Source organism: Polyangium mundeleinium, assembly GCF_028369105.1.
GTDB lineage: Bacteria > Myxococcota_A > Polyangia > Polyangiales > Polyangiaceae > Polyangium > Polyangium mundeleinium.
The window spans coordinates 2,126,792-2,151,685 of record NZ_JAQNDO010000001.1; the positions used below are offsets into that span (position 1 = coordinate 2,126,792).

A 24,894-nucleotide genomic window follows, 5' to 3' on the forward strand; every position below is an offset into this window, starting at 1 on the left:
ATGTTGTTACCGCTACTCTTCGCGCTTGGTCGTTCTTGAGACGCCATGGCGCGGTGATCGAGAACACTTCACGCCCGGGGCCGGTTGCGGGGCGCGACGCTCTCGACGCCGCGGCGGCGCTGGGCCAGAAGGGCTCGGATGCAGGCGACGCGTCCGGGGATCCCCTCCCGGCTCCTCGATCCGGCCTTCGTACGTGAGCTCGAGGTGCTCAGGCGCCGGCTCGAAATCCGCGCGCGCTCGGGCGCCTCCGGCGAACACGTCGCGCGGCGGCGCGGCGGCGCGGCGGAGTTCCAGGAGCACAGGCCCTACAGCCCCGGCGACGACCTACGCCGCATCGACTGGGCCGCCTACGCGCGCACCGATGAGCCCGTGCTGAAGCTCTTTCGCGCCGAGGAAGACGTGATCGTGCGGCTCCTCGTGGACACGTCCGCGTCCCTGGATTTCGGCGAGCCGCCGAAGTTCGAGTCCGCATGTCGTATCGCCGCGGCCTTCGGCTACATGGCGCTCGCGGCCTCGGAGCGAGTGCAGGTGATCTCGGCCGGGGAGGGGATCCAGCGCGAAGAGACGCCGGTGCGGGGCCGGAGTGGACTGCCTGCGCTTTTGCGAGCGCTCGGCGGGATCACGCCGGGCGGCGGGACGGATCTCGCGCGCGCCGTCGATCGGCTGATACAAAAGAACAAGCGTGCAGGGATGCTCCTCGTCGTCTCCGATTTCCTCGACGGCGGGCCGCTCGGCCCCGCGCTCACCCGCGCGGCCGCGGCCGGGCACGATCTCGTGCTCGTGCAGGTCGTCGCGCCCGAGGAGATCGAGCCTTCGTACGAGGGCGACTGGGCGCTCGAGGACGCCGAGACCGGCGCGGTCGTCGAGGTGACCATGGATGCCGCGTCGATCGAGGCGTACGTGCTCCGGTTCGCGGGCCTCTGCGAGGAGCTCCGGCAGATGGCGAAGCGGTTGCGCGCGACGTACGTGCGGGTTCGCACGGACGAACCCTTGGAGAGCGCGATCCGGCGGATCGTCGCGAGGAGCATCGACTGAATGTCCTCGCCGCTCGATCTGCTCGCGCCGAAGGGACTCGCGCTCCTCGGGCTGCTCGGCCCACTGGTGCTCCTCTACATCCTGAAGGTGCGGCGGAAGCGAAAGCGCGTCGCGTCGACGTGGCTGTGGGCCTCGGCGAAGCGGGATCTGATCGCGCGCTCGCCGTTCCAGAAGCTCATCGCCCAGGTGCCGCTCATCTTGCAGGCGCTGGCGCTGCTCCTGCTCGCGTTCGCGCTCGCGCGGCCGGCGACGCGGGGGAGGGCGATCACGGGCGATCACCTCGCGATCATCGTGGACGCGAGCGCGTCGATGTCGGCGCAGAGCGTGGCCGGCGCGGAGACGAAGACGCGGATGGAGCTCGCGCGCAAGGTCGCCGAGGACATCCTGTCGTCGCTCGGCCCGGGCAGCGACGCGCTCCTGCTCGAAGCGGGGCGCGACGCGCGCGTGGTGGCGCCGCTCGATCGGGACGCGGTCCGGCTGAAGGCCGCGCTGAAGACGCTGCGCGTACACGACGTGGAGGGCGACCTCGGCGCGGCCGTGGCGCTCGCGGTGGATCGGCTGCGGCAGCTCGGCGGATCACGGCGGATCGTGGTGATCACGGACGGCAACCTCGCCGCGCCGGCAGCGCTCTCGGGTGCGTCGCTCCCGATCGAGGTGATCACCGTGGGCACGCCGGTGGACAACGCGGCCATCGTGCGTGTCGACGTGCGGTCGGGGATCGAGCCGACGCTGAAGCGCGAGCAGGTGCAGGCGTTCCTCGTGATCGCGAACTTCGGCAAGGCGCCGCGCGAGCTCTACGTGACGATGCGCGAGGACAACGCGTCGGACGTGCTCGCATCGCGGAAGATCCTGGTCGCGCCGGGCGAACGTCAGGCCGTGGTGCTCGACTTCCTGCCGGCGCCCGGCGACTACCGGCGCGGGCTCATCTTCGACATCGCGCCGCACGACGCGATGGAGGTCGACGACGCGGCCTTCGCGCGCGTGCCGGCCGGGGACAAACTGCCCGTGGCGTACGCGGCGCCCGATCCGCAGAAAACGTCGCCGTGGATCGAGCGGGCGATCGTGAGTGATCCGGCGACGACGCTGAAGACGCTCTCGGTGGCGGAGCTCGCGCAGCCGGCCGCGGTCGAGATGGACGCGTTCGTCGTGGTGGAGGGCGCATGTCCGGACTTCGTGCCGGGCGGCGATCTCCTGATCGTCGCGCCACCCGCGGGGCGTTGCTTCGGCACCGTGGTCGGAAGGACGCTCGAAGCCCCGTCGATCACGTCGTGGGAGACGGGCGACGCGCGCATGCGGTTCCTCTCGCTCGACGGCGTGTCGATCTCGCGCGCGATGGCGCTCAAGCCTGAGGGCCCCACGCAGGAGCTCATCCGCACGCAGGACGGCACGATCGCCACCGACATCTCCACGCCGACGCGCACGGGCACGCTGCTCGGCTTCGACGTCGGCGACAGCGACTGGCCGCTCAAGGCGAGCTTCGTGCTCTTCATGCGAAACCTCCTCGAGCAGGGGCGTATCCACCGTGCGCACGGCATCACGGGGCCCGCGCGCGCCGGCGAGCCGCTCCGCGTGCGTTTGCCCGCGTCGGCGAAAGACGTCGAGGTGAAAGGACCCACCGGCGATCGGCTCGACGTGTCGCTGCGGAGCGGGCTCGCGGTCGTGCCGGAGATCTCGAAGGTCGGCCTCTACCAGCTCTCGTGGCAAGGCCCCGAGGGCGGCGCGATCGTGGCCCCGGCGAACCTGACCAGCGCGGCCGAGAGTGACCTCGGCAGCGTCATGGCCCCGGCTGGATCGGGCAAGGACGAGATCAAGGTGACGGCCGCGGGCGTCGAGCCCGACGCGCACAACGAGTGGAGCTGGGTGCTCGCGCTCGTGGCGCTCGGCTTCGTGGTCTTCGACATCTGGTACCTGACGCGCAAGCCCCGCCTCGCGCCCGCCGCTGCGCCCGCCGCGCCCAAGCGTCCGCCGGCGCCGGAGAGGAGAGCCGCAGCGTGATCCCGAGCCACTTGCGCCCGTACGTGCCTTTCGTGGTCGTTGGCATCGGCTTGCTCGTGTTCGTCCTGCTCGCGCGGTGGGTGATCCGCGAGGCGGGCCTCACGAAACGCAAGATCTTGCTCGCGGGGATGATCGCGGGCGCGCTGCCGGCGCTTTACGTGGGCCTCGTCTGGACGGGCCTCGTCCCCGGCGGTTACCTACGCCTCGCGCGGCCGCAGATCACGCTGCTCGCGCTCGCGTCGACGATGTTCGTCGCGTACCGCATGGCGACGGGTTGGACGAACCAGGGCCCGTTCCGCACGCGGCTCGGCGATCTCCTCGCCCAGTTCGCCACGTTCATCGCGGCCATGGCCGCGGCCGGCCCCGAGCTCGGGCGGCCGCTCGACCGGCTCACCGTGCTCGTGGCGATCGATCGCAGCCGCTCGATCGACCTCGTCCCGAGCGCCGAGCAGCGCATCAAGCAGGAGCTCACGGTGGCCGAGATCGGCATGCGCGAGGAGGATCGGATCGGCACGATCATCTTCGGCGCAGACGCGGCGACGGAGGACCCGCCGCGGCCGAAGTCGGACCTGCCCGCGCCGCAGCGTGTCTCCATCGGGCGCGACGGGACCGATCTCGGCGCGGCGATCCGGCGCTCGCTGGCCGAGGTGCCCGCCGACAGCGCCGCGCGCATCGTGGTGCTCTCGGACGGCGTGGCGACGCGCGGCGACACGATGGCCGCGGCCGCGGCGGCCGTCGCGGCGGAGATCCCGGTCGACGTGGTCCCGCTCGAACAACGCTCGATCCCGGACATCCGCGTCGTCGCGCTCCGAGCGCCGACGCGCGCGGACGAGGGCGAGCCCATCGATCTGCGGCTCGTGACCTCGTCGCCGAGCCCGGCCGCGATCCAGATCCGGCTGCGTCGCGACGGCGAGCTCATCGCGGAGTCGGGCGCGAAGATCGCCGCGGGCGAGGACGTCTTGCGTATCCGCGAGAAGGCGCCCGGCCCCGGGTTTCATCGCTACGACGTGGAGATCACGGCGGCCGACCCGGCGCTCGATCAATCGCCCGAGGACAACGCGGGCAGCGCCTTCATGCGTGTGCGTGGCCAGGCATCGGCGCTCGTACTCGACGGGGACGCGGGCAAGACGGCGTTCGTCGCGCGCGCCCTGCAGGCCGCGGCGTTCCAGGTGGATGAGGGCTCGACGAGCAGCGTGCCCGCGGATCTTGCGGGGCTCGTCGGCTACGACCTCGTCGTGATGGGCGACGTGCGCGCCTCGGATCTGTCGCCCGGCCAGATCGACGCGCTCGCGAGTTACGTGCGCGACCTCGGCGGCGGCCTGCTCCTCATGGGCGGCGATCGCAGCATGGGCCCAGGCGGGTACGCGCGCACGCCGCTCGAAGAGGTCTCCCCGGTTTCTTTTGATCTCAAACAAGAGCGGCGCCGCGCGAGCCTCGCCGAGGTGATCGGGATCGACATCTCGGGCTCGATGGCAGCCACGGCCGGCGCGCACACGAAGCTCGAGCTCGCGAACGAGGCGGCCGCGCGCAGCGCCGCGCTGCTCGGCAGCGGCGACCGGCTCGGCGTGCTCCATGTCGACACCGACGTCCACTGGAGCGTCCCGCTCGGCCCGGTGAGCGACAAGGCCGCGATCGACAAAGCGATCCGCGGCGTGGGTCCGGGCGGCGGCGGCATCCTCGTCGACATCACGCTCGAAGCCGCGTACGCCGCGCTCGCGAAGGAGAAGGTCAACCTCAAGCACGTGCTGCTCTTCGCCGACGGCTCCGACGCCGAGCAGATGGGCCCGTGCCGCACGATGGTCTCCGACGCTTTGCGCGCCGGCATCACGACGAGCGTGGTCGCGCTTGGCAACGGCGGCGACGTGCCCGAGCTGGAGACGCTCTCGCGCCTCGGCAGCGGCCGCTTCTACCTCATCGAGGACGCGAACCGCCTGCCCGCGGTCTTCACGCAGGAGACGATCCTCGCCGCGCGCTCGTCGATCGTCGAAAAAGAATTCCGCGTCTCCCGCAGCGCACCTTCGCCCATCCTCTCGGGCGTTCCCCTCGACGAGGCCCCCTCGCTCGACGGGTATGTCGTGACGATCCCGAAGGGCCGCGCGAGCGTGCTCATGACCGGGCCCGAGGGCGATCCGATCCTCGCCGTGTGGTCGGCGGGCGTCGGTCGATCGGGCGCGTTCACGAGTGACCTCAAGGATCGCTGGGGCCGCCGCTGGACCACGTGGCCCGGCGCGGCGCGGCTTGTCGGCCAGCTCGCGCGCGACCTCACGCGCAAGGGCGAGGACGGCCGCGTGCGCGTCGAGGCCGACGCCTCGGGCGGCGAGCTTCACGTGCGCGCCACGGTCGTCGGCGACGACGGCCGCGCGCAGTCGTTCCGCCGCTTGATGGTGCGCGTCGCCGGGCCCGACGGGTTCGTCCGCGAGACCGCGCTCGAAGCCACCGGCGCCGGCGCGTATGCCGCCTCGATCCCGCTCTCGCGCCCCGGCACGTACATCGCGATCGCCAAGGATGAGCAGTCGGGCGACGTCGTCGGCACGGCGGGCGCGGCGCTCACCGCCGGCGAGGAGCTCCGGCCCACGGGCTCCGACGCCGCGCTTCTCGGCCGCATCGCGGACCTCACGGGCGGCAAGCGGCGCGACACGCTCGCCGGCATCTTCGGCGACCGCGCCGCGCGGCGTTTCTCCTACCAGGACATCACGCCCGTCTTGATCGCAATGGCCGGCTTCGCGCTCCTCCTCGCGGTCGCGGCGCGCCGCTTCGCCTTGCCGGAGCCCGTCCTCGCGTGGGCCGCGCGCACGCGCGCCGCGCTGCAACCGAAGCCCGCCGAGGCCCACGCGCGCCCCGATCCGCGCTCGCCCGACGCCGTCGTCGGCGCGCTCCTCCAAGCGAAAGAGCGTGCTGCCCGCGACCGCGCCGCCCGCGAGGCCCCGCTCCCCGCGGCCTCGGCCGCCGCGCTCGCGCAGACCTCCGCGCCGGCCCCGCATGCGCCTCCACCGGCCGCTGCGAGGCCACACATCCCGGCCCCGACCGCGGCCGCGCCCCCGCCCGCCGGCGCCGCGCCGCCCGCGGGACCGCCGCAGCCCCGCGCGCTCACGGCGGCCGAGATCCTCCTCGCGCGCCGCAAAGGCCAGCCGCGATCCTGATCGTCGCGACGAACGCGCGTCCCTGAAAAACGCGCGCTACCGAACGACGCGATACGCCTGCGTCCAGGCCATCTTCCCGGCCGGCAGCGAGACGCGCGCGCGCACCCAGGTCTCGCCGCCGCGGAGCTCGTACGAGGCGTCGCCCTCGGCGCCTGGTTCCACCTTCGCGAGCTCCTTGCCGCCGTCGCCGATGAACACGACGACCGCGCCTTCTTCTTTCGGCCACACGCTCAGCTTGTTCTCGGTCACGCGGATCCGCGTGAGCGTCACGCCCGACGACGCGTAGAGCCGACCCTTTGCGAGCCCTTCGCAGATGTGCGCTCGCTCGGGCTTTTCTGCGAACACCTGGACCCAGCCTTTTCCAGGCCGCGCCGGCTTGATGTTCGGCTTCGTCATACCGAGGTGATGCGCGTCGTCGACCGCCACGCCCGCGATCGTCCACCCCTCGTCGAGCAGTGTGTTCCACACGGCCTCGTGGGACGGCCGCTCCGCGTTGCCCTCCGTGTTCACGTACGGGTGGCCGCTCCAGATCTCGAGCAGCTCCGCGCCGCGCGTGACGCGCACATCGTCCAGCGTGAGCGCCCAGTCGAAGTTCGGGTGGTTCACGAGCGCGACGCCCTTTTGGTCGTGCACCTTGGTGAGCCCGTGCAGCAGCGCCTCGCGTTTCGTGCTGAAGCGGCCGCCGCCGATCGTCTTTTTCGTGCAGAGGCCGTTGACGTGGACGGGTTTGCCCTCGGCCATCATCGTGATCTCTTCGCCCCCGATGATCACGAACCCCTTCTTTTCGAGCGCCGCGAACGTCTCGGGGCTGACGCGGTTGTCGTGATCGGTGAGCGCGAGGAACGCGTAGCCGTGGCTGCGATACCAGGTGTAGACGTCCTTCGGCGGCCGATCGCCGTCGCTCCACTGGCTGTGCGTGTGGAGGTTGCCGCGCTGGAACGTCGAGACGTCGAGCGTCTCGGCGAAGTGCGGCGGGCCGAGCTTCGGCGGCTCGATCTTGATGTTGAGCGACAAGGGCGCCGCGAGGGCCGTGCGCTCGGGAGGGACACGCGTGAACGTAATAGCCGCCACGCCGCCGATCGCGGCGACCCCCACGCCGAGCGCGATCCAGCGAAACATGCCCGTCTTCGATCGCATCGGCCTTTCCCTGCTCGCGAGGATAGCTCCATACGCCGCGAGGGCGGAAGCGCCCCCGCGGCGCGCCCGTTCAGTCGAGGACGAGCCTGACTTTCACGGAGACGTCGATCCCGTCCGTCGGCCACGCCAGGAAGTTCGGGTTCGTACGGCCACTCCACTCGACGCGGACCTTCTTGCCGTCTTCGAAGAAGGGACGAATGTCGCCGTCGTGGAGCACGTCGAGGATCACGTCGGGCTCCTTCGGGGGCATGTCCGACTTCGAGACGAGCGGCGTGCGCCCCGTCGAGGTCACGGCTTCGCCGAGGATCTCGTCGACGAACGTGACGTCCTCTGCGGGCGGCGCCACGGAGATCCGCACGAACCCGAGCCGGGCCGCGCCGTACGAGTTGACGTCGCTCTCCAGCGTGACTTCGTTCCACCAGAAGAAGGACCCGTCGACCTTGGGGGTCACGGTGAACTCCGCGTCCACGTCGTACTCGCTCACGACGGACGAACACCCGAACGTGCCCATGGCCATCGCGGCCCCGACGAGGAGAGCCCATCGCGCCCCGCGCTTCTCGCCGCCGCCCACCCTTTGCTCCGCGCCTGATTCGATGAAGCCATTCATGCTGAAATCGTAGCACGCCCGTGGCCTGGATCCCGCCGCGCGGTCGGCGCACCCAAGGGCGCACGAAACCGCGCGTCCAAGGGGACACCCTCGGCCCGGCAGCGCCTGGGGCGCCGCGGCGTGGGGCATTCAGACCGAAGGAGTCGTCGCGCATGGCCACGATGCAGGAGGGCGCCCTCCTCTTTTCGTTGAAGTACCTCGCGCGCCTGGAAGAGGCGCGCGTTCGTCCGGAGAACGAGGCCGCGGGGCGGCTCGAACACGAAGAGGCCCAGCGCCACGCGCGTGAAGCCTCCTCGATGCACGCCCGGATCGAGGCCGAGCGGCGCGCGCGAATGGACGCCGAGCGCCGCGCCGAGGAAGCGCGGATCGAGGCGATTCGCTTCGCAGCCGTCGAACGCGCGCGTGCTGAGGCCGAAGCGAACGCGCGCCTCGAGGTGATGCGGATCGTCGAGGCGCACGAGCGCGCCCTCGCTGCGTTGAAGGAGGACAAACAGAACCAGCGCCTCGGCCGCGCCGTGCGCCTCGGCGCCCTCGGATCCATGTTCCTCTTCGCCGCGGCCTTCGGCTTCTATTTCGGCAAGGTCAAGCCCGACGGCGAGGCCCAGCTCCGCGCCCAGCAGGCCGCCATCGACGCGGCCGACGAGGAGGCGTCGCGGCTTCGCAAGAAGCTCGCTGAGCGTGACGCGCGCATCAAGGAGGCCGAGCGCGTGCTCGGCGCGCTCGCCCGGCCTGCGCGTTAGCTAGATCGAATAGTCCTGCACGAAGAGTTTTGCGTCGCGCAGGTTCACGAACACCTCTTCCCCCTCCGCGAGCCCGAGCTCGGCGACGCGATCCTTCGTGAGCTCCACTGTCAGCGGTTGATCGTCGTCGAGCGTGAGCTCGATCCGCACCATCCAGCCGACCCGCACGAGGCGCTCGACCCGTGCGGTCGCCACCTCCACGCTGCTGCGCTTTTCCGCGCGGCTCGACACGCCCACGAGCTCGACGTCGTGCGGACGGACGAACGCGCGCACGCTCGTCCCGTCCCCCGCGCCTGGCGGCGCGTGCACCGCGAGGCTCCCGAGCGCCGCGCGCCCGCCACGCACCTCGCCTTCGAGCTCGTTGATCGATCCCACGAACCCCGCGACGAACGCCGTCGCCGGGCGATCGTAGATCTCCTCGGGCGTGCCGATCTGCTCCACCTTGCCGCGGTTCATCACGATGACCCGATCCGCGACGCTGAGCGCCTCTTCCTGATCGTGCGTGACGAACACCGTGGTGATCGCGCGCTCCTCGTGGAGGCGCCGGAGCCATTCGCGGAGTTCCAGCCGCACCTTCGCGTCGAGCGCGCCGAAGGGCTCATCGAGCAGGAGCACGCTCGGCCCCGGCGCGAGCGCGCGGGCGAGCGCGACACGTTGCCGCTGCCCACCCGAGAGCTCGTGCGGGTACCTTTCGCCAAGCTCCGCGAGCCGCACCAGCGCGAGCAGCTCGCTCACCACGCGATCGATCTCCACCCGCGGCTTGCCTCGGATCTCCAGGCCGAACCCGACATTTTCACGCACCGTCATGTGCCGGAACAGGGCGTAACTCTGGAACACGAAGCCGATGTTCCGCTCCTGCACGCGCACGTCCGTCACGTCCACGCCGCGGAGCAGCACGCGCCCTTCATCGGGCGATTCGAGCCCCGCCAGGATCCGCAGCACCGTCGTCTTGCCGCCGCCGCTTGGGCCGAGCAGCGCCACGAGCTCGCCCGCCTCGATCTCGAACGACACGGCGTCGACCGCCCGCCCGCTCCCGCCGGGAAAACGCTTCACGAGATCACGCGCCACGATACCCACGAGCGCCTACCTTCCCGGCTCCGCGCGTGAGCCACGCTTTCGTCGCATGACGTCGAGCAACAAGAGAAGCCCGATCGACGCGAGCGCGAGTACCGTCGCCACCACGTACGCGCCGCGGTCGTCCCGATCTTCGAGCGCCCGGTACACGAAGACCGTCGCCGTCTCCGTCTTCCCCGCGATCCCGCCCGAGACCAGGAGCACCGCGCCGAACTCGCCGATCGCCCGCGCCATCGTCAGCGTCGTGCCGTACGCGAGCCCCCAGCGAATCCCCGGCAGCGTGACACGAAAGAACGTCACGAACGGCGACGCCCCGAGCGTGTACGCCGCGAGCTCCTGATCCGTGCCCATCTCCTCGAGCACCGGACCGACCTCACGCACCACGAACGGGAGCGTCACGAACGCCGTCGCCATCGCCATCGCCGGCCAGGCGAACGCGACCTCCCAGCCGAGCGCGTCCGTGATCGGCCGGAGCAGCCCGCCCTTGCCGAAGAGCGAGAGGAGCACGACGCCCACCGCCACCGGCGAGAGCGCGAACGGCACGTCGACGAGCGCGTGGAGGACACGCTTTCCCACGAACCGATCCCGCACGAGGACGAACGCGAGCGCCGTGCCGAGCGTGCCGTTCACCACGACCGCGAAGGCCGTGAGCTTGGCCGTCATCACGAGCGCGGCGAGCACATCGGGCCGCGCGAGCACCTCGACGAAAGGCCGGAGTCCGCCGCCGAGCGCGCCACGCAGGAGCGAGCCGACCGGCAGGAGCACGAGGGCGCCCACGTAAAGCACGGCCACCCCGATCAGGACGACGCGCACGCGGCCCTTTCCGCCGCCCGCTCGCTCAGCCATGGGCCCCCCGCTGCCGCGCCGAGACGACGAGCACCACGCAGAACGAGATCGTCACGAGCACGAGGGACATCGCGCTCGCCGCGTGCACGTCGCCCGACTCCACCTCCCCGAACACGTGCACGGCCGCGGTCAGCGTCCGCCGTGGAATGTTGCCGGCCACCACGACCACCGAGCCGAACTCGCCGAGGGCCCGCGCAAAGCTTTGCAGCGCACCCGAGACGATGGCCGGCGCGATCGCGGGGAGCGTCACCCGCCGGAACGTCGTCCACTCGCTCGCGCCGAGCGTGTAGGCGGCCTCCTCGTCGGCCCCGTCGAGCTCGAGCAGCACGGGCTGGACCGTGCGCACCACGAGCGGGAGCGTCACGAAGAGCAGCGCCAGGATGATTGCCGGCGGGGCGTACACGACCCGCATGCCGGCCGCCTCGAAGAGCTGCCCGAGCGCGGCGTGGGGCCCGAGGAGCGTGACGATCATCATCCCCGTCACGAGCGTGGGGATCGCGAACGGCAGGTCGATGAGGACGTCGAGCAGCTTGCGCCCGGGGAAGGGGTAGCGGACGAGCACGTATGCGATGAGCGTGCCCATCACCGCGTTGACGGCGGCCATCACGAGCGCCGTCTCCAGTGTCAGGAAAATGGCCCCGCGCGCGACGGGGTGGACGAGGGCCCGTCCGAGCTCGGCGAGACCCTGCGAGAGCCCCTCCCGCGCGAGCGTGGCCACGGGCAGCGCCACCATGAGCAGGAGGTAGGTCGCCGCCGCCCCACGCAGGCCGAGTTTGCCGAGGGGCCGTCCTTGCGCCCTCGATCGGCCCGTCGGCCGCGCCTCGGACAGCTCCACCGTCGTGCTCAAGCGAGCGTGAGGATGGCCCGCCGTGGCGCTCGTCCGCAACGACGATGTGAAAGTTGCATCGGAAAGATGCGACAATGGCCGTGGCGCGCACGGGAGCGGGGGATGTGTCCGCGGGTCCGAGCTGCCCGTGTTCCTGCGGACAGCTTGCAAATCTGCCCGTGATCTGCCGTCGATCCGTGGGGGAGGTCTCCAGGGTTGCGGCGGCTCGGCGATTCTGGTAACCACCTCGAACGTGATCGGCGCGATGCGTGGGAACCCACACGACATTTCATCGCGATCTACCGATTGCCCAGGCCGAGGGACACGTGGACCCGACGTCGGGCGTCCGAGCGCGACGTTTCACGGCTTGACGGAACGAGCGTAATCGCCCCCAACATGAGCCCGCCGGAAACCCTCTTCGACAAGGTGATTGCCGCCAGTGGTCTTTCGGAGGTGTTTGCCCGAGGTACCATCAAGCGCGCGTGCTCGCGCGTGGGGGTGACGGCGGAGACGATGAGCCCCTCGGAGCTCGCGCGCGCGCTCGGCTCGATCGAGCAGGCGCTTTCCGTGTTCCTGCCGCCGGATCAGAAGGATTCGCGCATGCAGGCCATCCGCGCGCTCTCGCGCGGCTGAGCATTTCAAGCCGCCTTTTTGCGGATTGTCATCACAGGAACGGGCGCTTGGCGAAGGACGGCGGTCGCCACGCTGCCGAGCAGCGCGCGGCCGATGGCGCTGCGGCCGTGCGTGCCCATCACGATGAGATCCGCCGAGATTTCGGCCGCGGTCTTGCAAATCTCGTCGGCCGAGCGCCCCTCGCGCAGCACGCCGTCGAGCCGGACGCCGCGGGCCCGCCGCGCCTCGATGGCGGTGTCGAGCCTTCGCTGCGCGGCCTGCCGTACGCTCTCCGCGACCTCGGACGCGGGGAGGTAGGAGCCGTCGGGGAAGCTGTAGACGATCAGGCTGTAGACGTGCACGACGGTGACCGCGGCGCCGAGCTTCGTGGCGAGCTCGATCGCATGTTCGAGCGCGTGCTCCGAGGTCTCTTCGAAGTCGATCGGCACGAGGATCTTGTGGAACGGCATGATTCCTCCCTGATGCGCCGAGCCCGGATCGGTAAGGTCTCCTGGTGAGCGAGAGCGGACGCGGGCTACCCTGGACGGACGCGCCGATTGCGGGGAATCGGCAGTGGAAACCGGCGTTTCCCGCGTCGCGATAGTTGCTTGCGCGTTGGTGAGCGCGGCGTTAGCCTCATGATCGCCCTAGGCCCGTTCGTCGTCGAACTCTGACAGCCCGCTTTGCTCGCGGTCGCTCGATCTGTATCGGCTGACGGTCGCTCGTCTGTGTGGTCTCGAAGCGATCCGATGCACGGCCCGGGTCGCATCCGGGGAAGGTCAGGAGAGGTCGTGCATCGGGTGGTCTGAGGATGAGCAAGCGACTGTACGTGGGCAATTTGGCCTTCCACTCCACCGAGGAGAGCGTCCGCAGCGCTTTCCAGAGTGCCGGTGTGGAGGTCGTCGGTGTCCAGGTCATGACCGATCGGGTGACGGGGCAATCGCGCGGGTTCGGTTTCGTGGACGTGGCGGGCGACAAGGAAGCGCAGGCGGCCATCGACGCGCTTCATGGCAAGAGCCTGGACGGGCGCACCCTGACCGTGAACGAGGCGCGTGAGCGCACGCCGGGCGGCGGCGGCGGTGGTGGTGGTGGCTTCCGCGGCGGTGGCGGCGGCGGCATGGGCGGCGGTGGCGGCGGCGGCGGTGGCTACGGCGGTGGCGGCGGCGGCGGCGGTCGTGGTGGTGGCGGCGGCGGTCGCGGCGGCGATCGGCGCGGCGGTCGCGGCGGCGGCGGCGGCGGTCGGGATCGCGGTCGCGGCGATCGCGGCGATCGCTGGTAGGACGTGAGGGCCCGGCGAGAGCCGGCCCGAAAGAAAGCGCCCCGGAGCCAAGGCTTCGGGGCGCTTCTGTTTTGTGCGCGCCTCCGCGCGTATCAGCGCTTGAACGGCTTGCGGCCGGCGAAGACCTGACCCTCGCCGAGCTCGAAGCCGATGCGAAGGAGCTGGTTGTACTTCGCCACGCGATCCGAGCGGGAAGACGAGCCCGTCTTGATCTGGCCCGCGTTCGTGGCGACCGCGAGATCGGCGATGAACGTGTCCTCCGTCTCGCCGGAGCGGTGCGAGATGATCGACCGATAGCCGCCTTCGCCGGCGGTGCGGATGCAGTCGAGCGTCTCGGTGACCGTGCCGATCTGGTTCAGCTTGATCAGGATGGCGTTCGCGATCCCCTCGGACATGCCGCGCGCGAGGCGCTCGGGATTCGTGACGAAGAGATCATCGCCGACGAGCTGCACCTTCTTGCCGAGCCGCTCGGAGATGAGCTTCCAGCCCTTGTCGTCGTTCTCCGCGCAGCCGTCCTCGATCGAGACGATCGGGTAGCGCTTCGAAAGCTCCTCGTACACCGCGACGAGCTCCTCGGGCGTCTTCGGCCCCTTGTCGAACGTGTAGATGCCCTTGTCGGCGTCGAAGAACTCGCTCATCGCGGCGTCGAGCGCGAGGCCGATGTCCTCGCCGGGTTTGTAGCCGGCGGCCTCGATCGCGCGCATGACCTCCTGCAGCGCCGACTCGTTCGTGGCGAGGCGCGGCGCGAATCCGCCCTCGTCGCCGACGGCCGTCACGTGCCCGCCCTTCTTCAGGATCCCTTTGAGCGTGTGGAAGATCTCGACGCCCATGCGCAACGCCTCGTCGAACGAGACCGCGCCGTAGGGCACGATCATGAACTCCTGCACTTCGAGGCCGTTGTCGGCGTGCACGCCACCGTTCAGGATGTTCATGAGCGGCGTCGGCAGGACACGCGCGGCGGCGCCGCCGAGGTATCGCCAGAGCGGCAGATCCACGGTGTCGGCGGCGGCGCGCGCCACGGCCATCGAGACGCCGAGGATCGCGTTCGCGCCGAGCTTGCCCTTGTTCGGGCTGCCGTCGGCTTCGATGAGGACCTTGTCGACGGCGGACTGATCGAGCGCGTCCATGCCCACGACGGCGGGGCCGAGGACGGTCTCCACGTTGCGCACCGCCTTCGAGACGCCCTTGCCCAGGTACCGCTTCTTGTCGCCGTCGCGCAGCTCGACGGCCTCGTACGCGCCCGTCGACGCCCCGCTCGGGACCGCCGCGCGGCCCAGGCCGTTGGTCGTCCTGACCTCGACCTCCACGGTGGGGTTGCCACGGGAATCGAGGATCTCACGGGCCATCACGCTTTGAATCTCGGACATGAGGAACGCTCCTTCGGCAGAGGGCCGGGAGCATATGCGTGGTGGGCGCCGCCGAACAGAGCTCGATCACGACAGAAGTCTTCCTCCTCGGGGCGCGACTCGCGTTATGCTCCCCGGCCGCGTGGAACGTTCGATCGGCGTGTATGGCGAGGAGCTGCTCCTCTGGATTTGCGCGGTACGCCAGTCCCCGAGGCGTCCGCCCGCGGAGCACCTGCTCCAGCAGGCAAACTCCTTGATGAACGAGCTGAAAAGCTCGAAGGCCTCCGACGAGCTGCCCGTCGTCTCGTCCGACGATGGACAGTTCGCCATCGCCGCGATCATCGACGAGATCGCGATGAGCCTGCCGGACCTGCGCCCCCTCTGGTCGCAATACTCGCTGCAGGCCACGCGCTGGCACACGACGAACGCGGGCGTCGAGTTCTACCAGCGCCTCGATCGCGTGAAGGAAGGCCCGAAGAGCGTGCTCGCCACGTACTACGTCGTGCTCGGCCTCGGCTTCCTCGGCAGGTTTGGATTGCCCGGCCAGGTGCAGTACGGCGCGACGCAGACGCGCATCGACGTCGCGCGGATCCTCGGCGTCGACCCGGATCGCGACTGGCACGCGGGCGCGCTGCGGCCCGTGCGCGAGGAGACGGTGCGCCCGATCGACCACCAGAACCCCTGGTGGAAATCGCTTTGGATGGGCCGCGGGATCGGGATCTTCTTCGTGGTCGTGGGCTTGATCCTGATCATCGTCTCTGCCGTCGGGGGCAAGTGATGGCGAACGTGATCGGCCCGTTCACCCAGGAGATCGACGCGCTGCTCGCGACGATCGGGCAGAAGCACCCGGGCAAGAAGCCGCCCTACCAGGTGCCGATCTACCTCGTCGTCGGGGATCCGGGGACGGGGCGATCGACGGCGATCCGCTCGCAGTTCCTCTCGTGGTCCGGCGGCGACGGGCCCTTGCCGCCCGCGTCCTCGACGCCGTTCTGCACGTACTGGATGGCCGAGGAGTGCGTGTTCATCGAGCCCGAAGGCCACGTCATGGGCCCGCGTCGCGATCCGGCTCTGCTCCAGGCGCTCTGCGAGGAGCTCTTGCGCAAGCGGCCACGTGAGCCGCTCGACGCGCTGCTCCTTGTGCTCAACGTCGCGGCCTTCGCCGACCTCGACGAGGCCGGCGTGCAGGCGTACGCGAAGAACTACCGCGACGTGCTCGTGGAGATCGGCCGGCACCTCGGCGGCGACGTGCCCACGTACGTGATCCTCACGCGCTTCGACACGGTGTGGGGTTTCGCCGACGTGTTCCAGTGGACGGCCGAGCGCAAGCGCGAGGATCCGTGGGGCTTCACGCTGCACCAGGAGGTCGCGCCGCAGGACGCATTGCCGAAGATCCGCGAGGAGATCGACGGGCTCGCCGCGCGCTTCGAGATGTTCTGCTTCGCCAAGCTCTCGGGGGAGGAGCACGTCGAGACGCGCATCCGCGCCTACCAGCACCTCGTGGAGGTGCGCGAACTGCTCGATCGGCTCCGCATCCTCTTCGGCGTGCTCGCGATGCCGAACGCCTACGAGCGTGTGCCGTGGTTCCGCGCGATGGCCATCGGCAGCGCGGTGCCCGGCGTCGGCGACCGGCAACGCGCGGGCGTGGCGCGGTTCCAGAGCATGGGCCTCTACCCGGCCTCGATGCCCCAGGGCATGCGGCCGGGCGGGCTGCCGATCCACGCGCTCGTCAAGACGGTCACGCTGCCCGAGAAGGACCTCGTGCCGCTGCGCGTGCGCTGGCGGGACGACCTCGCGACCTTGATCCTCGCCGGCTCCGCGATCCTCGTGTGGATCGCCGCGATCATCGTCGCGGGCGTCAACCGCTAGAACATCGATCGGTTAGCAACCGCTTGATGTTCTAGCTCTCTTGTCCCGAAGGGGACGCCTCGCGTCCCCCTCTCGTCCGGGCAAAGCCTGGACGATTCACCCCCTGAGGGAAGCTCGCTTCGCGATCTTCCGAGCATCGAACCGGTCGATGCTCTAGCGCCCGCGGGCGAGCTCGATCTCCATCGTGATCCACGCGTCGAGGTCGGGCTCGGGCTTGAAGAGGCCGAGGTCGAACTCGCGCCCGTTGATCAGGATGAACGGCGTGCCCATCAGGCCGGCTCGATCCGCGTCGGCCTTGTCCCGCTCGATCGTCTTCGTCGCCGCCTCGGATGGCATGTCCGCGCGCAGCTTGCCCATGTCGAGCCCGAGCCCCTCGGCGATCTCGCCGATCATGGCATCGCCGAGTTTGTCCTGGTTCTCGAAGAGCGCGTGCTCCATCTCCCAGTAGCGCCCTTGCCGCTGGGCGGCGTAGGCGGCGCGGGCCGCGACCTCCGCATGGGTGTGCCTCGGCAGCGGGTAGAACTTGTGCACGAGGCGCACGTCGTCCTCGTGCTCTGCGGCGACGCGCTCGACGATCGGCACGATCCGGCGGCACGCGGGGCACTGGAAGTCCGACCAGACCATGATCGTGACGGGCGCGGACGCCGAGCCCTTCATCGGTGAGCCGGCGACGTCGACCGTGGTCACCTTGCTCCCGAAGCGGATCTCGTAGGCGCGCGCGGCGTCGGCGCGGCCGAGACCTGCCTTCACGCGCTCCGTGAGGAAACGCGCGGCCGGATCGCAGGCCTTGCAGGGACGTTTTTCGTCGAGGCAGACAGAGAGCGGCACAGCCTGGTCGGGGCAGGGCGCGATCTGCTCGTCGAGCAGACGTTCGACGGTCTCGCGTTCACGCGGCACGAGGTCCGCCATCTCTTTGGGCCGCTGGATCTCGAAGGCGCTGCCGCCGTCCGCGTGCTGGCTCCCGCCGCACGCGCTCGCGAGGAGCGCAGAGACGAGCAGGAGCGGGGAGAGGGTTCGCAGAGTCACGCCGCGCATCTTACGTCCACATTGGGGCTTCGGCTCGCCTCACGGCGGCCTTCGCACCAAACTCCAGCACCGCCGCGGGCGGATCGGCTTCGCCCCCCTCGACGCCGGGACGCGCTCGGGGTATTCACCGGCCGAACGTGCACGACGCCGCACCGCCTCCTCCGATACCCGCCAAGACCAGCGCGCCGATCTCCGTCCGCGACGCCGGCAAGAAGCGGCTGCGGTGCCCGACGTGTCTGGAGCTCGTGGCGCCCGGGGTCGATCTCTGCCCCGAGTGCGACGAGCCCCTCGCCGGCAGCAAGAGTCTCCGCACGGGCGCGGTGACGGTCAAGGCGCCGAGCTGGCTGTCGCTCCACTGGCGTCCGCTCGTCACGGGCCTCGCGATGGCCTCCGTGCTCGCGACAGGCATCGCCCTGCGGAGCCTCGCCCCGGGCCGCTTCCTCCCGCCGAAGGCCGCCTCGCGCTCGCCGAGCGTCGTCACGCCGACCTGCACCTCGCCCTGCTGGCACGGCGAGGCTTGCCAGGTCGGCCAGTGCGTCTGGCAAAAACCAAACGATGTCGGACACCTCGGCGAGCAACCGCTCGTGACGGGGCCCTTCGCCCTGCCGAAGGACGTCTCCGACGCCTTGCCGCTCGACGCGGATCGCTTCGCGCTCGCGCTGCTCGCGGGCATCGAGGTCCACGACGCGCGCACGGGCGCGCTCGTCACGCTGGTCAGCGACGCGCCGCAGATCAAGGGCCTCTACCGCGTCGGCGAGCACGTCTACGCGACCTCGCCGCAGCGGCTCTACGTCGTCGACGCAGCGACGACAGGCCTGCAAAAGACGATCGATCTCGGCGCGATGGTCGGGCAGGTGTCGGTCGGGGCGAACGGCCGACGCGCGCTCGTGTCGCTGCCGTCGGCGCACGCGGTTTCGATCCTGGCGACGGAGTACCACGCGGAGATCGACCGCATCCATTTCGGCGACGATCCCGTGGGGCCGATGGGCGTCGACGACACGGGCACGCGCGCGCTCGGCACGACGGGCCAGGTCCCGCTGCAGGGCCTGCGTGATCCCGCGGGCGGCGCCGTGTACGCGTTTGATCCGAGCCGCCTCGCGTCGCAGCAGGACCGCGTGCGCACGTCGATGCTGGGCAACCCCGTCAGCGTGCTCATGACCCCGGACGGAAGCGCGAGTTATGTCGTCCTCCGCGCCGAAGACGCGCTCGTGCCGCTCGAATGGCTCCCGTCGGGCGCGGTGCGGCGCCGCGAGCGGATCCAGACGTGTGATGAGCCCGAGCAAATCGAGCTCGTGCGTCGTGGCCGCCGCGCGCTCGTGCGTTGCCACGAGGGACGCGCGCTCGAGGTCTTCGACCTCGCGAAGGGCGAGCTCGCGCGGCACATCCCGTTCAACGGACGGGCGACCGACCTCGTGGTCACGCCCGACGGCGAGCAGGCGCTCGTGACGCTCACGGGCGACGGCGCGGGCTCGCTCGCGCTCGTGGATCTCGAGTCCTACGCGGTGAAGCTCCTTCCGCTTTCGGGCGAACCCAAGCGCGTGCGGCTGACGCCGGACGGCCGCATGGCGCTCGTCTTCTCGGATTGGGCCAAGGTCGCGTGGGTGGTGCGATGAGCCAGCAGCGCGTCCCGTGCCCCGCCTGCAAAGCGCCGATCGTCTTCGGGGCGCACAAGTGCCGCGCGTGCAAGGCGTGGCTCGTCCCGGAGGCGCAGCCGCGTGTACCGCGCGTGATCCTCGGCGGCATCGCGCTCGCCGGGACGCTCTTCGCCGTCGTCGTCGGCGGGCGCGAATCCCCCGTCGGCGAGGCGCCGCCGCTCACGAACCTCGATCCTTCGGGATCGAGCAGCGCCGCGGGCGCGCCGCGTCCCGGCTCGATCGGCCCCGAGATCGAGGCCGAGCCCGAGCCCACGCCGGCCGACCCGCAGAAGCGCTGGAAGACCCGCGAGATCCGCCTCGGCGACGCCCATCCGCTCGACGTCGTCTTCCACCCGAAGGGCACGAGCGTCTATGTCAGCGCCGACGACGCCACGCTGCGCGAGTACAAGCTGAAGACGGGCGAGCTCGTGCACAAAGCGTCGATGCCGGCGCAGGGCGACGAGATCCGGATGGTGTTCGACCGGTACGTCGCGGTCCTCCGGCATGAGGACGCGGCGCGGATCCCGGTGATGGACACGTCGGCGTGGGATCGGGATCCGGTGCTGCTCGATGTCGGCAAGAGCCCGGGCCAGATCGTCCCGATGCCGGACGGCCGCAGCGTCGTGGCCTCGACCATCGACGGCAAGCGTGTCGCGCGCTTCGACCTGCCGACGGGCGTGCGCCTCGCGGACATCACCTTGCCGCACGCGACGGGCCAGCTCTTCCTCGTCCGCGCCGAGAACCGCCCGTACATCGCGGCGATGGGCGCGCTCTCGCACGGCGGTCGCGCTGCGGGCGCGTGGATCGACCTCTTCGACCCGAGCGAGGAGCCCTTTGGCGCCACGCGCCGCAGCATCTTCGTCGGCCGCGAGCCACGCGCCGGCGCGATCTCCCGGGATGGCAGCACGCTCTTCTTTCCGGACCGCGTCTCGAACAAGGCCGTGCTCCTCGACATTGCCGCGACCACGCAGGTCAAATCGACGGCCGTGGGCTTGAGCCCGGAGCAGGGGTTCCTCCTGAACGACGATCGCCTCGGCGTCACGCTCGACAGCAAGGCGCGCACGGTCACGGTCGTCGACCTCGCCACGATGAAGGTCACGAGCACGCTCATGCTCGACGGCGCACCGTGTGCGGGCGCGGCCTCGCCCGACGGTCGCACGCTCTTCGTCGCGCTCGGCGGCACTGAGCGGCCTCCGAAGGGCAGCGGCGTGGCCGTCATCGCCGGCGACCCGCTCCGCATCGTCGCCACGATCCCCACGGGCCCGGGCGTCTGCGCCGTGGACGTCACGCGCGACAGCTCCCGCGCCGTCGTCGCGTCCTATTACGACAAATCGATCCTCGTGCTCGAGCAATGAGCCGACGGCGCGCGCGCCGCTTTCAGCCCGCGCCCTCGACGTAAGCGTCGACCTCGACCTCCACGATCATGTCCGGCGCGATGAGCCGCCGCACCTCGACCATCGTCGCGGCGGGCGCATGGGCGCCGACTTTCTCCTTGTGCGCGCGCCCGATCTCGGGCCAGCGCTCGATGTCGGTCACGTACATTCGCGTGCGCACCACGTCCGCGAGGGAGCCGCCGAGCTCCCGCAGCGCCGCCTCGATGATCTCGAAGCACCGGATCGCCTGCGCGTACGCGTCCCCCTTTGCGTGCGTCCCTCCGCCTGCTGCGACGGGCGCCGTCCCCCCCACGTACACGTGCGGCCCGACTGCCACGGCGCGGCAATACCCCACGCGTGCCTCCCACTCCGCGCCCGAGAACACCTGTCGTTTTTGCATGGCCCGGGTATACCACGGACCGGCTGCTCTACGGGCGCATCCGAGAATGGCGGCGTGTCATTGCGTCGACGTTCTCGGCGTCAGAAGGGAGCGCCAGAGTTCGCGGCTTTCGACGTCGAAGATCGCATCGGCGACGATGTCGGGACCGTCCACCCGCAGGTGTTCGGCGAGCCGCTCCTGTTCGTCTGTGCGGAGGGGACGACGGAGCCGTCGCTCGACCTGGCGCGCGAACACCGCGAGCTGGCCTTGGACAACCCCCTCTTCGATCCCCATCGCTTTTCCTTCTCTGTAGATCCGGTTTTGCATGACGATCTCCCGCGACAAACAGGAGTGTACCACGTCCGCGAGCCGTCGCTCTCTCTTATCCGCACCCGCCAGTGCGACCATCGCCGCGCCGAGCTCAGCGAAGTCGCGTTCGTTCGTCCGGGCACGCAGGGCATCCAGCACTGCCTCCAGATTGCGCGCATCCGCGTCCACGGCCAGGGGCGTGAAAATCATCCAGAACGGACTCCCGCGGGCCTCGAGCTCGGCCACGGTGCGCTGGTAGACCGGCTCGATCCGGAAACGTACCCCGCAAAACGGGGACGTCGCCGGGGACGTTTGGTACGCGGCATGCGTCGGCCATGGTTCTTCCCGACCGGACAGGACGATCACCACGCTCTCGATCGGCAGCGGCGTGCCTCGGCCTCCGCGCGCCTCGTCGGCCGCCGCGAGCGCCGTCAGGTTGTGGTATTCGAACACGCGGAACGCGATTGTCTCGTTCATCGTGAGCGTCCACTCCGCGTGGAGCAGCCTCCGCTCGTCGCCGACTTTCACCGAAAGCGCGCGATCGAGCCTCCGCTGGCGCCCCGTCACCTGCGTGTCCACCCATCCGAGGGGCTCGACTGGCTCTCCCGCGTCGCAGAGCGCGCGCGCCACCTCGCGAGGGAATTGCCGGGACACGTGGCGGAGCACGAGATCGACGTCGTCGTCGAGCCCCGCCTCGCCCTTCCGCTTCCTGGGCTGCATGCCCCGCCCCTGAGCGAACGACGTGCCAGGAAAAAGCGCCGCTGTCGTGCATGAAAATGCCCTCTTCCGGGATGGCGGCGCCATGGCGAGGGGTGGCGGCCGCCGCAGCCTCCGAACCATCGTGATCTCGAGCGCGCCTCGTGCCACCATGCGCGCGCTTCCGCCCGCCCTTCGAGCCGAATCATGAAATCCCCTCGCTCGCTCCTCGCGCTCCTCGCCACGACCGTCGCTTGCAGTGCTGCTCCGCCGCCCCCCGCGCCGCCGCCGGAGCCCCCCGCCGCCGCCAAACCCCAGGCCGCCGCGCCCGCGCCCGACCTCCCCGCGCCTCCGACCGGCTTGCGCCTCCCGCGTGCCGCGCATCCGCTTCGTTATGCCGCGACGCTCGCCCTCGTCCCAGGCGACGACGTCCTCCGCGGCGAAATCACCATCGACCTGAGCCTCGCCGAGCCCACGCGCGTCATCTGGCTCCACGCCGAGCGCCTCACCGTCGAGGAAGCGCGCATCGAGGCCGCGGCCAAGCACCTCCCGCTCCGCGTCGTGCCCACGGAAGGCGACCTCGTTGGATTCGCGCTCGACACCCCGGCGCCGGCCGGCTCGGCGCGCCTCGTCGTCAAATACCGCGGCGCGATATCGTCCCTCGACGATCACGGCGCCTTCCGCGAGGAGGCCGACGGCGTTTCGTACATCTTCTCCCATTTCGAGGCCACGGCCGCGCGCCGCGTCTTTCCTTGCATCGACGACCCGGGCGTGAAGGTCCCCTGGCAAATCTCGCTCCGCGTCCGCGAGACCGACGTCGCCCTCTCGAATACGCCGGCGCTCGGCGAGACCAAGGAGCCGGGCGGCATGAAGCTCGTCCGTTTTGCGCCCACGCAGCCCTTGCCGAGTTACCTCGTCGCATTCGCGGTCGGGCCCTTCGACCTCGTTGATGCGGGGACGGCCGGGAAAAACAAGATCCCGGTCCGCTTCGCCGTCCCCCGCGGCACCGCCGGCAAAACCTCGTTTGCGGCCAAGACCACGCCGCCGCTGCTCGGCATGCTCGAAGAGTACCTCGGATCGGCCTATCCGTACGAAAAGCTCGACGTCGTCGCCGTCCCGCGCCTCGCCTCGTTCGGCGCCATGGAAAACCCGGGGCTCATCACGTATGGCGCCCGCGGCTCGCTCGCGGCGCCGGCCGACGAGACGCCGATGTTCCGGCGCGGCTTCACCGCCACCATGGCCCACGAGCTCGCCCATCAATGGTTCGGCAACCTCGTCACCATGGACTACTGGGAGGACATCTGGCTCAACGAGGCCTTCGCCACCTGGATGGGCAGCAAGGCCGTCGAGCGTTTTGCCCCGTCCTGGCACGAGGACATCCGCCGCGTCGCCTCGGCCTCGTACGCCATGGGCGAGGACGGCCTGCTCAGCGCGCGCAAAATCCGGCAGGAGATCCGCACCCAGGACGACATCGCCAATGCCTTCGACAGCATCACCTACCAGAAAGGCGCGGCCGTCCTCCGCATGTTCGAGGCGTACGTCGGCCCCGAGAAGTTCCAGCGCGGCGTCCGCCGGTACCTCGACGAGCACGCCCACGGCAATGCAAAAGCGGCCGATTTCCTGAGCGCGCTCTCCGCCGAAACCGGCCCCGAGATCGGACCCGCGTTCGCCACGTTCCTCGATCAGCCCGGCGTCCCGCTCGTCAAGGCCGAGCTCTCCTGCGAGAAGGGCAAACCCCCCACCGTAAAACTCTCGCAATCGCGCTGGCTCCCGGCCGGATCCGCGGGCGCGGCCGAATCGACCTGGCAGATCCCGGTTTGTCTCCGGTATGGAACCGGCCCCGAGGCGCGCGCCTGCACGCTGCTCACCACGAAGACGGCCGAGCTCCCGCTCGACAAGGCGAAATCGTGCCCCGCGGCGTTTGCCCTGAAAGACGCCGGCGTCGGTTATTATCACGTCGACCTCGGCAAGGACGCCCTCGCGCGCCTCCTCGGCAAGCAAGGAAAATTCCTCGGGTTGCCCGAGCGCCTCGCCCTCCTCGACGACGCCTCGGCCCTCGTCGAGAGCGGCGCCCTCGGCCCCGGCGACGTGCTCTCCCTCGTCCCGAACGTCGTCGCCGAGCCGGAGCCTTACCTCGAACGAGGCGCCGCCACGCTCGTCGACCGCGTCCGCGACGTGCACATCCCTGCCGACCTCCGGCCGCGCTTCGCGAATTTCGTCACCCGCACCTTCGGCAAGCGCGCCCGCGCCCTCGGGCTCCTCCCGAAGCCCGGCGAGGACGAGGCCACCACGCTCCTCCGCCCCCTCCTCGTCTCGCTCGTCGCCGATCGCGGCGAGGATCCGGCCCTGCTCACCGAGATCCGCGCCCTCACCACGCGTTTCCTTGCCGACCCGGGCGCGGCCCCGCTCGACATCGCCGGCCCTGCGCTCGCCCTCGCGGCGCGGCACGGCGGCGATCGGGCGCTCCTCGATCGATTGCGCGAGACCGTCAAGAAAGAACGCGACGAGCGCCGCCGCGGCGTCTTCCTCGAAGCGCTCTCGAGCTTCCGGGATCACGCCCTCGTCGACGAATCGCTCGCGCTCGTGCTCGACGGCGGCTTCGATCCGCGCGAAGCCGTGTGGCTCCTCGGCCAGGACGAGCGAATGCTCGATCGATCCCTCGGATACGTCGAAAAGAACTGGAGCACCCTCGTCGCGCGTATGCCGAGCGAGACGCTCGGCTACCTCCCCCTCCTGTTCCAGGGCGCCTGCGACGACACGAGCCGCGCCGCCGTCGCGCGTGTCTTCGAGGGACGCGCCTCCGAGATCGTCGGCGCTCCGCGATCCCTCGCGCAGTCCCTCGAGGCGATCTCGCTTTGCGTGGCCCAGCGGCAGAGGCTCGAACCGAGCCTCCGGGCATTTCTCCAGAAATACTAGCCCGGCCGGTTTTGGGCGAGACCGGACGGCGGCACCCGGCTTGCTGGGGAGCGGCGGG

Annotated in this window: 21 protein-coding genes; 11 read left to right on the top strand and 10 right to left on the bottom strand. The window is 70.4% G+C overall.

Translation table 11 applies throughout. From position 1 onward, the window contains the following. Positions 1-138 precede the first annotated feature (138 nt). Genes POL67_RS08570 through POL67_RS08580 form a run of 3 tightly spaced genes read left to right on the top strand, consistent with a single transcriptional unit; the run spans position 139 to position 6,170 of the window. On the top strand, positions 139-1,035 hold the full coding sequence (locus POL67_RS08570; protein WP_271916627.1) for a DUF58 domain-containing protein: 897 nt from the start codon (positions 139-141) through the stop codon (positions 1,033-1,035). Further along, entirely contained in the window at positions 1,036-3,030 is a 1,995-nt protein-coding gene (locus POL67_RS08575; protein ID WP_271916628.1) for a vWA domain-containing protein, read from the top strand. Beyond that, positions 3,027-6,170, top strand: coding sequence for a VWA domain-containing protein (locus POL67_RS08580; RefSeq protein ID WP_271916629.1), 3,144 nt, complete (start codon positions 3,027-3,029; stop codon positions 6,168-6,170). The genes POL67_RS08575 and POL67_RS08580 overlap by 4 nt, the downstream gene beginning before the upstream one ends. A 36-nt stretch (positions 6,171-6,206) precedes the next feature. On the opposite strand, the gene POL67_RS08585 is transcribed toward POL67_RS08580, so the two are convergent. Then, positions 6,207-7,307 carry a CehA/McbA family metallohydrolase gene (locus POL67_RS08585; protein WP_271916630.1) on the bottom strand — a complete coding sequence of 367 codons (1,101 nt, stop codon included), beginning with the start codon at positions 7,305-7,307 and terminating at the stop codon, positions 6,207-6,209. A 70-nt stretch (positions 7,308-7,377) separates the two neighbouring features. Further along, positions 7,378-7,914 (bottom strand): hypothetical protein, encoded by a 537-nt coding sequence (locus POL67_RS08590; RefSeq protein ID WP_271916632.1) that lies wholly within the window; start codon positions 7,912-7,914, stop codon positions 7,378-7,380. Positions 7,915-8,066: 152 nt separating this feature from the next. Between POL67_RS08590 and POL67_RS08595 the strand changes: the two genes are divergently transcribed. Next, entirely contained in the window at positions 8,067-8,654 is a 588-nt protein-coding gene (locus POL67_RS08595) for a hypothetical protein (protein WP_271916634.1), read from the top strand. On the opposite strand, the gene POL67_RS08600 is transcribed toward POL67_RS08595, so the two are convergent. Genes POL67_RS08600 through cysT form a run of 3 tightly spaced genes read right to left on the bottom strand, consistent with a single transcriptional unit; the run spans position 8,655 to position 11,421 of the window. Then, on the bottom strand, positions 8,655-9,731 hold the full coding sequence (locus POL67_RS08600; protein ID WP_271916635.1) for a sulfate/molybdate ABC transporter ATP-binding protein: 1,077 nt from the start codon (positions 9,729-9,731) through the stop codon (positions 8,655-8,657). A gap of 6 nt (positions 9,732-9,737) precedes the next feature. Next, on the bottom strand, positions 9,738-10,574 hold the full coding sequence (locus POL67_RS08605) for a sulfate ABC transporter permease subunit (protein ID WP_271916637.1): 837 nt from the start codon (positions 10,572-10,574) through the stop codon (positions 9,738-9,740). After that, the gene (gene cysT / locus POL67_RS08610; protein WP_271916638.1) at positions 10,567-11,421 is read right to left on the bottom strand and encodes a sulfate ABC transporter permease subunit CysT; all 855 of its coding nucleotides are present in this window, start codon (positions 11,419-11,421) and stop codon (positions 10,567-10,569) included. Before cysT ends, POL67_RS08605 begins: the two co-directional genes overlap by 8 nt. Before the next feature lie 375 nt (positions 11,422-11,796). Between cysT and POL67_RS08615 the strand changes: the two genes are divergently transcribed. Further along, the gene (locus POL67_RS08615; protein ID WP_136927744.1) at positions 11,797-12,033 is read left to right on the top strand and encodes a hypothetical protein; all 237 of its coding nucleotides are present in this window, start codon (positions 11,797-11,799) and stop codon (positions 12,031-12,033) included. Positions 12,034-12,038: 5 nt separating this feature from the next. Here POL67_RS08615 and POL67_RS08620 read toward each other — a convergent pair whose 3' ends face one another. Further along, positions 12,039-12,482, bottom strand: a complete 444-nt coding sequence (locus POL67_RS08620) for a universal stress protein (protein ID WP_271916639.1) — start codon at positions 12,480-12,482, stop codon at positions 12,039-12,041. A gap of 341 nt (positions 12,483-12,823) precedes the next feature. Here POL67_RS08620 and POL67_RS08625 point away from each other — a divergent pair, with 341 nt between their 5' ends. Continuing rightward, a complete protein-coding gene (locus POL67_RS08625; RefSeq protein WP_271916640.1) occupies positions 12,824-13,291 on the top strand; it encodes an RNA recognition motif domain-containing protein in 468 nt (155 codons plus the stop codon). Between the two features lie 92 nt (positions 13,292-13,383). Here the strand turns inward: POL67_RS08625 and eno are convergent, their stop codons facing one another. Beyond that, the gene (gene eno, locus POL67_RS08630) at positions 13,384-14,658 is read right to left on the bottom strand and encodes a phosphopyruvate hydratase (RefSeq protein WP_271916641.1); all 1,275 of its coding nucleotides are present in this window, start codon (positions 14,656-14,658) and stop codon (positions 13,384-13,386) included. A gap of 121 nt (positions 14,659-14,779) precedes the next feature. Between eno and POL67_RS08635 the strand changes: the two genes are divergently transcribed. After that, complete coding sequence (locus POL67_RS08635) at positions 14,780-15,415, top strand: DotU family type IV/VI secretion system protein (RefSeq protein WP_271916643.1); 636 nt, start codon at positions 14,780-14,782, stop codon at positions 15,413-15,415. Then, positions 15,415-16,503, top strand: coding sequence for a type VI secretion system protein (locus POL67_RS08640; RefSeq protein ID WP_271916645.1), 1,089 nt, complete (start codon positions 15,415-15,417; stop codon positions 16,501-16,503). The genes POL67_RS08635 and POL67_RS08640 overlap by 1 nt, the downstream gene beginning before the upstream one ends. Positions 16,504-16,656: 153 nt before the next feature. Here POL67_RS08640 and POL67_RS08645 read toward each other — a convergent pair whose 3' ends face one another. Then, positions 16,657-17,529, bottom strand: a complete 873-nt coding sequence (locus POL67_RS08645) for a DsbA family protein (protein ID WP_271916646.1) — start codon at positions 17,527-17,529, stop codon at positions 16,657-16,659. 137 nt (positions 17,530-17,666) lie between these two features. Here POL67_RS08645 and POL67_RS08650 point away from each other — a divergent pair, with 137 nt between their 5' ends. Further along, positions 17,667-19,142, top strand: a complete 1,476-nt coding sequence (locus POL67_RS08650; RefSeq protein WP_271916647.1) for a YncE family protein — start codon at positions 17,667-17,669, stop codon at positions 19,140-19,142. Next, positions 19,139-20,518 carry a YncE family protein gene (locus POL67_RS08655; protein ID WP_271916649.1) on the top strand — a complete coding sequence of 460 codons (1,380 nt, stop codon included), beginning with the start codon at positions 19,139-19,141 and terminating at the stop codon, positions 20,516-20,518. Before POL67_RS08650 ends, POL67_RS08655 begins: the two co-directional genes overlap by 4 nt. A 22-nt stretch (positions 20,519-20,540) precedes the next feature. Here POL67_RS08655 and POL67_RS08660 read toward each other — a convergent pair whose 3' ends face one another. Beyond that, positions 20,541-20,936, bottom strand: coding sequence for a RidA family protein (locus tag POL67_RS08660; protein WP_271916650.1), 396 nt, complete (start codon positions 20,934-20,936; stop codon positions 20,541-20,543). 57 nt (positions 20,937-20,993) lie between these two features. After that, positions 20,994-21,677, bottom strand: coding sequence for a hypothetical protein (locus tag POL67_RS08665; protein ID WP_271916651.1), 684 nt, complete (start codon positions 21,675-21,677; stop codon positions 20,994-20,996). A 450-nt stretch (positions 21,678-22,127) separates the two neighbouring features. Here POL67_RS08665 and POL67_RS08670 point away from each other — a divergent pair, with 450 nt between their 5' ends. Then, a complete protein-coding gene (locus POL67_RS08670) occupies positions 22,128-24,836 on the top strand; it encodes a M1 family metallopeptidase (RefSeq protein WP_271916652.1) in 2,709 nt (902 codons plus the stop codon). The last annotated feature ends 58 nt before the right edge of the window (positions 24,837-24,894 follow it).

Coding starts and splice junctions, on each gene's coding strand:
- POL67_RS08570 (WP_271916627.1), top strand. CDS start 139: ATGCAGGCGACGCGTCCGGGGATCCCCTCCCGGCTCCTCGATCCGGCC.
- POL67_RS08575 (WP_271916628.1), top strand. CDS start 1,036: ATGTCCTCGCCGCTCGATCTGCTCGCGCCGAAGGGACTCGCGCTCCTC.
- POL67_RS08585 (WP_271916630.1), bottom strand. CDS start 7,307: ATGCGATCGAAGACGGGCATGTTTCGCTGGATCGCGCTCGGCGTGGGG.
- POL67_RS08590 (WP_271916632.1), bottom strand. CDS start 7,914: ATGAATGGCTTCATCGAATCAGGCGCGGAGCAAAGGGTGGGCGGCGGC.
- POL67_RS08595 (WP_271916634.1), top strand. CDS start 8,067: ATGGCCACGATGCAGGAGGGCGCCCTCCTCTTTTCGTTGAAGTACCTC.
- POL67_RS08605 (WP_271916637.1), bottom strand. CDS start 10,574: ATGGCTGAGCGAGCGGGCGGCGGAAAGGGCCGCGTGCGCGTCGTCCTG.
- POL67_RS08615 (WP_136927744.1), top strand. CDS start 11,797: ATGAGCCCGCCGGAAACCCTCTTCGACAAGGTGATTGCCGCCAGTGGT.
- POL67_RS08620 (WP_271916639.1), bottom strand. CDS start 12,482: ATGCCGTTCCACAAGATCCTCGTGCCGATCGACTTCGAAGAGACCTCG.
- POL67_RS08625 (WP_271916640.1), top strand. CDS start 12,824: ATGAGCAAGCGACTGTACGTGGGCAATTTGGCCTTCCACTCCACCGAG.
- eno (WP_271916641.1), bottom strand. CDS start 14,658: ATGTCCGAGATTCAAAGCGTGATGGCCCGTGAGATCCTCGATTCCCGT.
- POL67_RS08640 (WP_271916645.1), top strand. CDS start 15,415: ATGGCGAACGTGATCGGCCCGTTCACCCAGGAGATCGACGCGCTGCTC.
- POL67_RS08655 (WP_271916649.1), top strand. CDS start 19,139: ATGAGCCAGCAGCGCGTCCCGTGCCCCGCCTGCAAAGCGCCGATCGTC.
- POL67_RS08660 (WP_271916650.1), bottom strand. CDS start 20,936: ATGCAAAAACGACAGGTGTTCTCGGGCGCGGAGTGGGAGGCACGCGTG.
- POL67_RS08670 (WP_271916652.1), top strand. CDS start 22,128: ATGAAATCCCCTCGCTCGCTCCTCGCGCTCCTCGCCACGACCGTCGCT.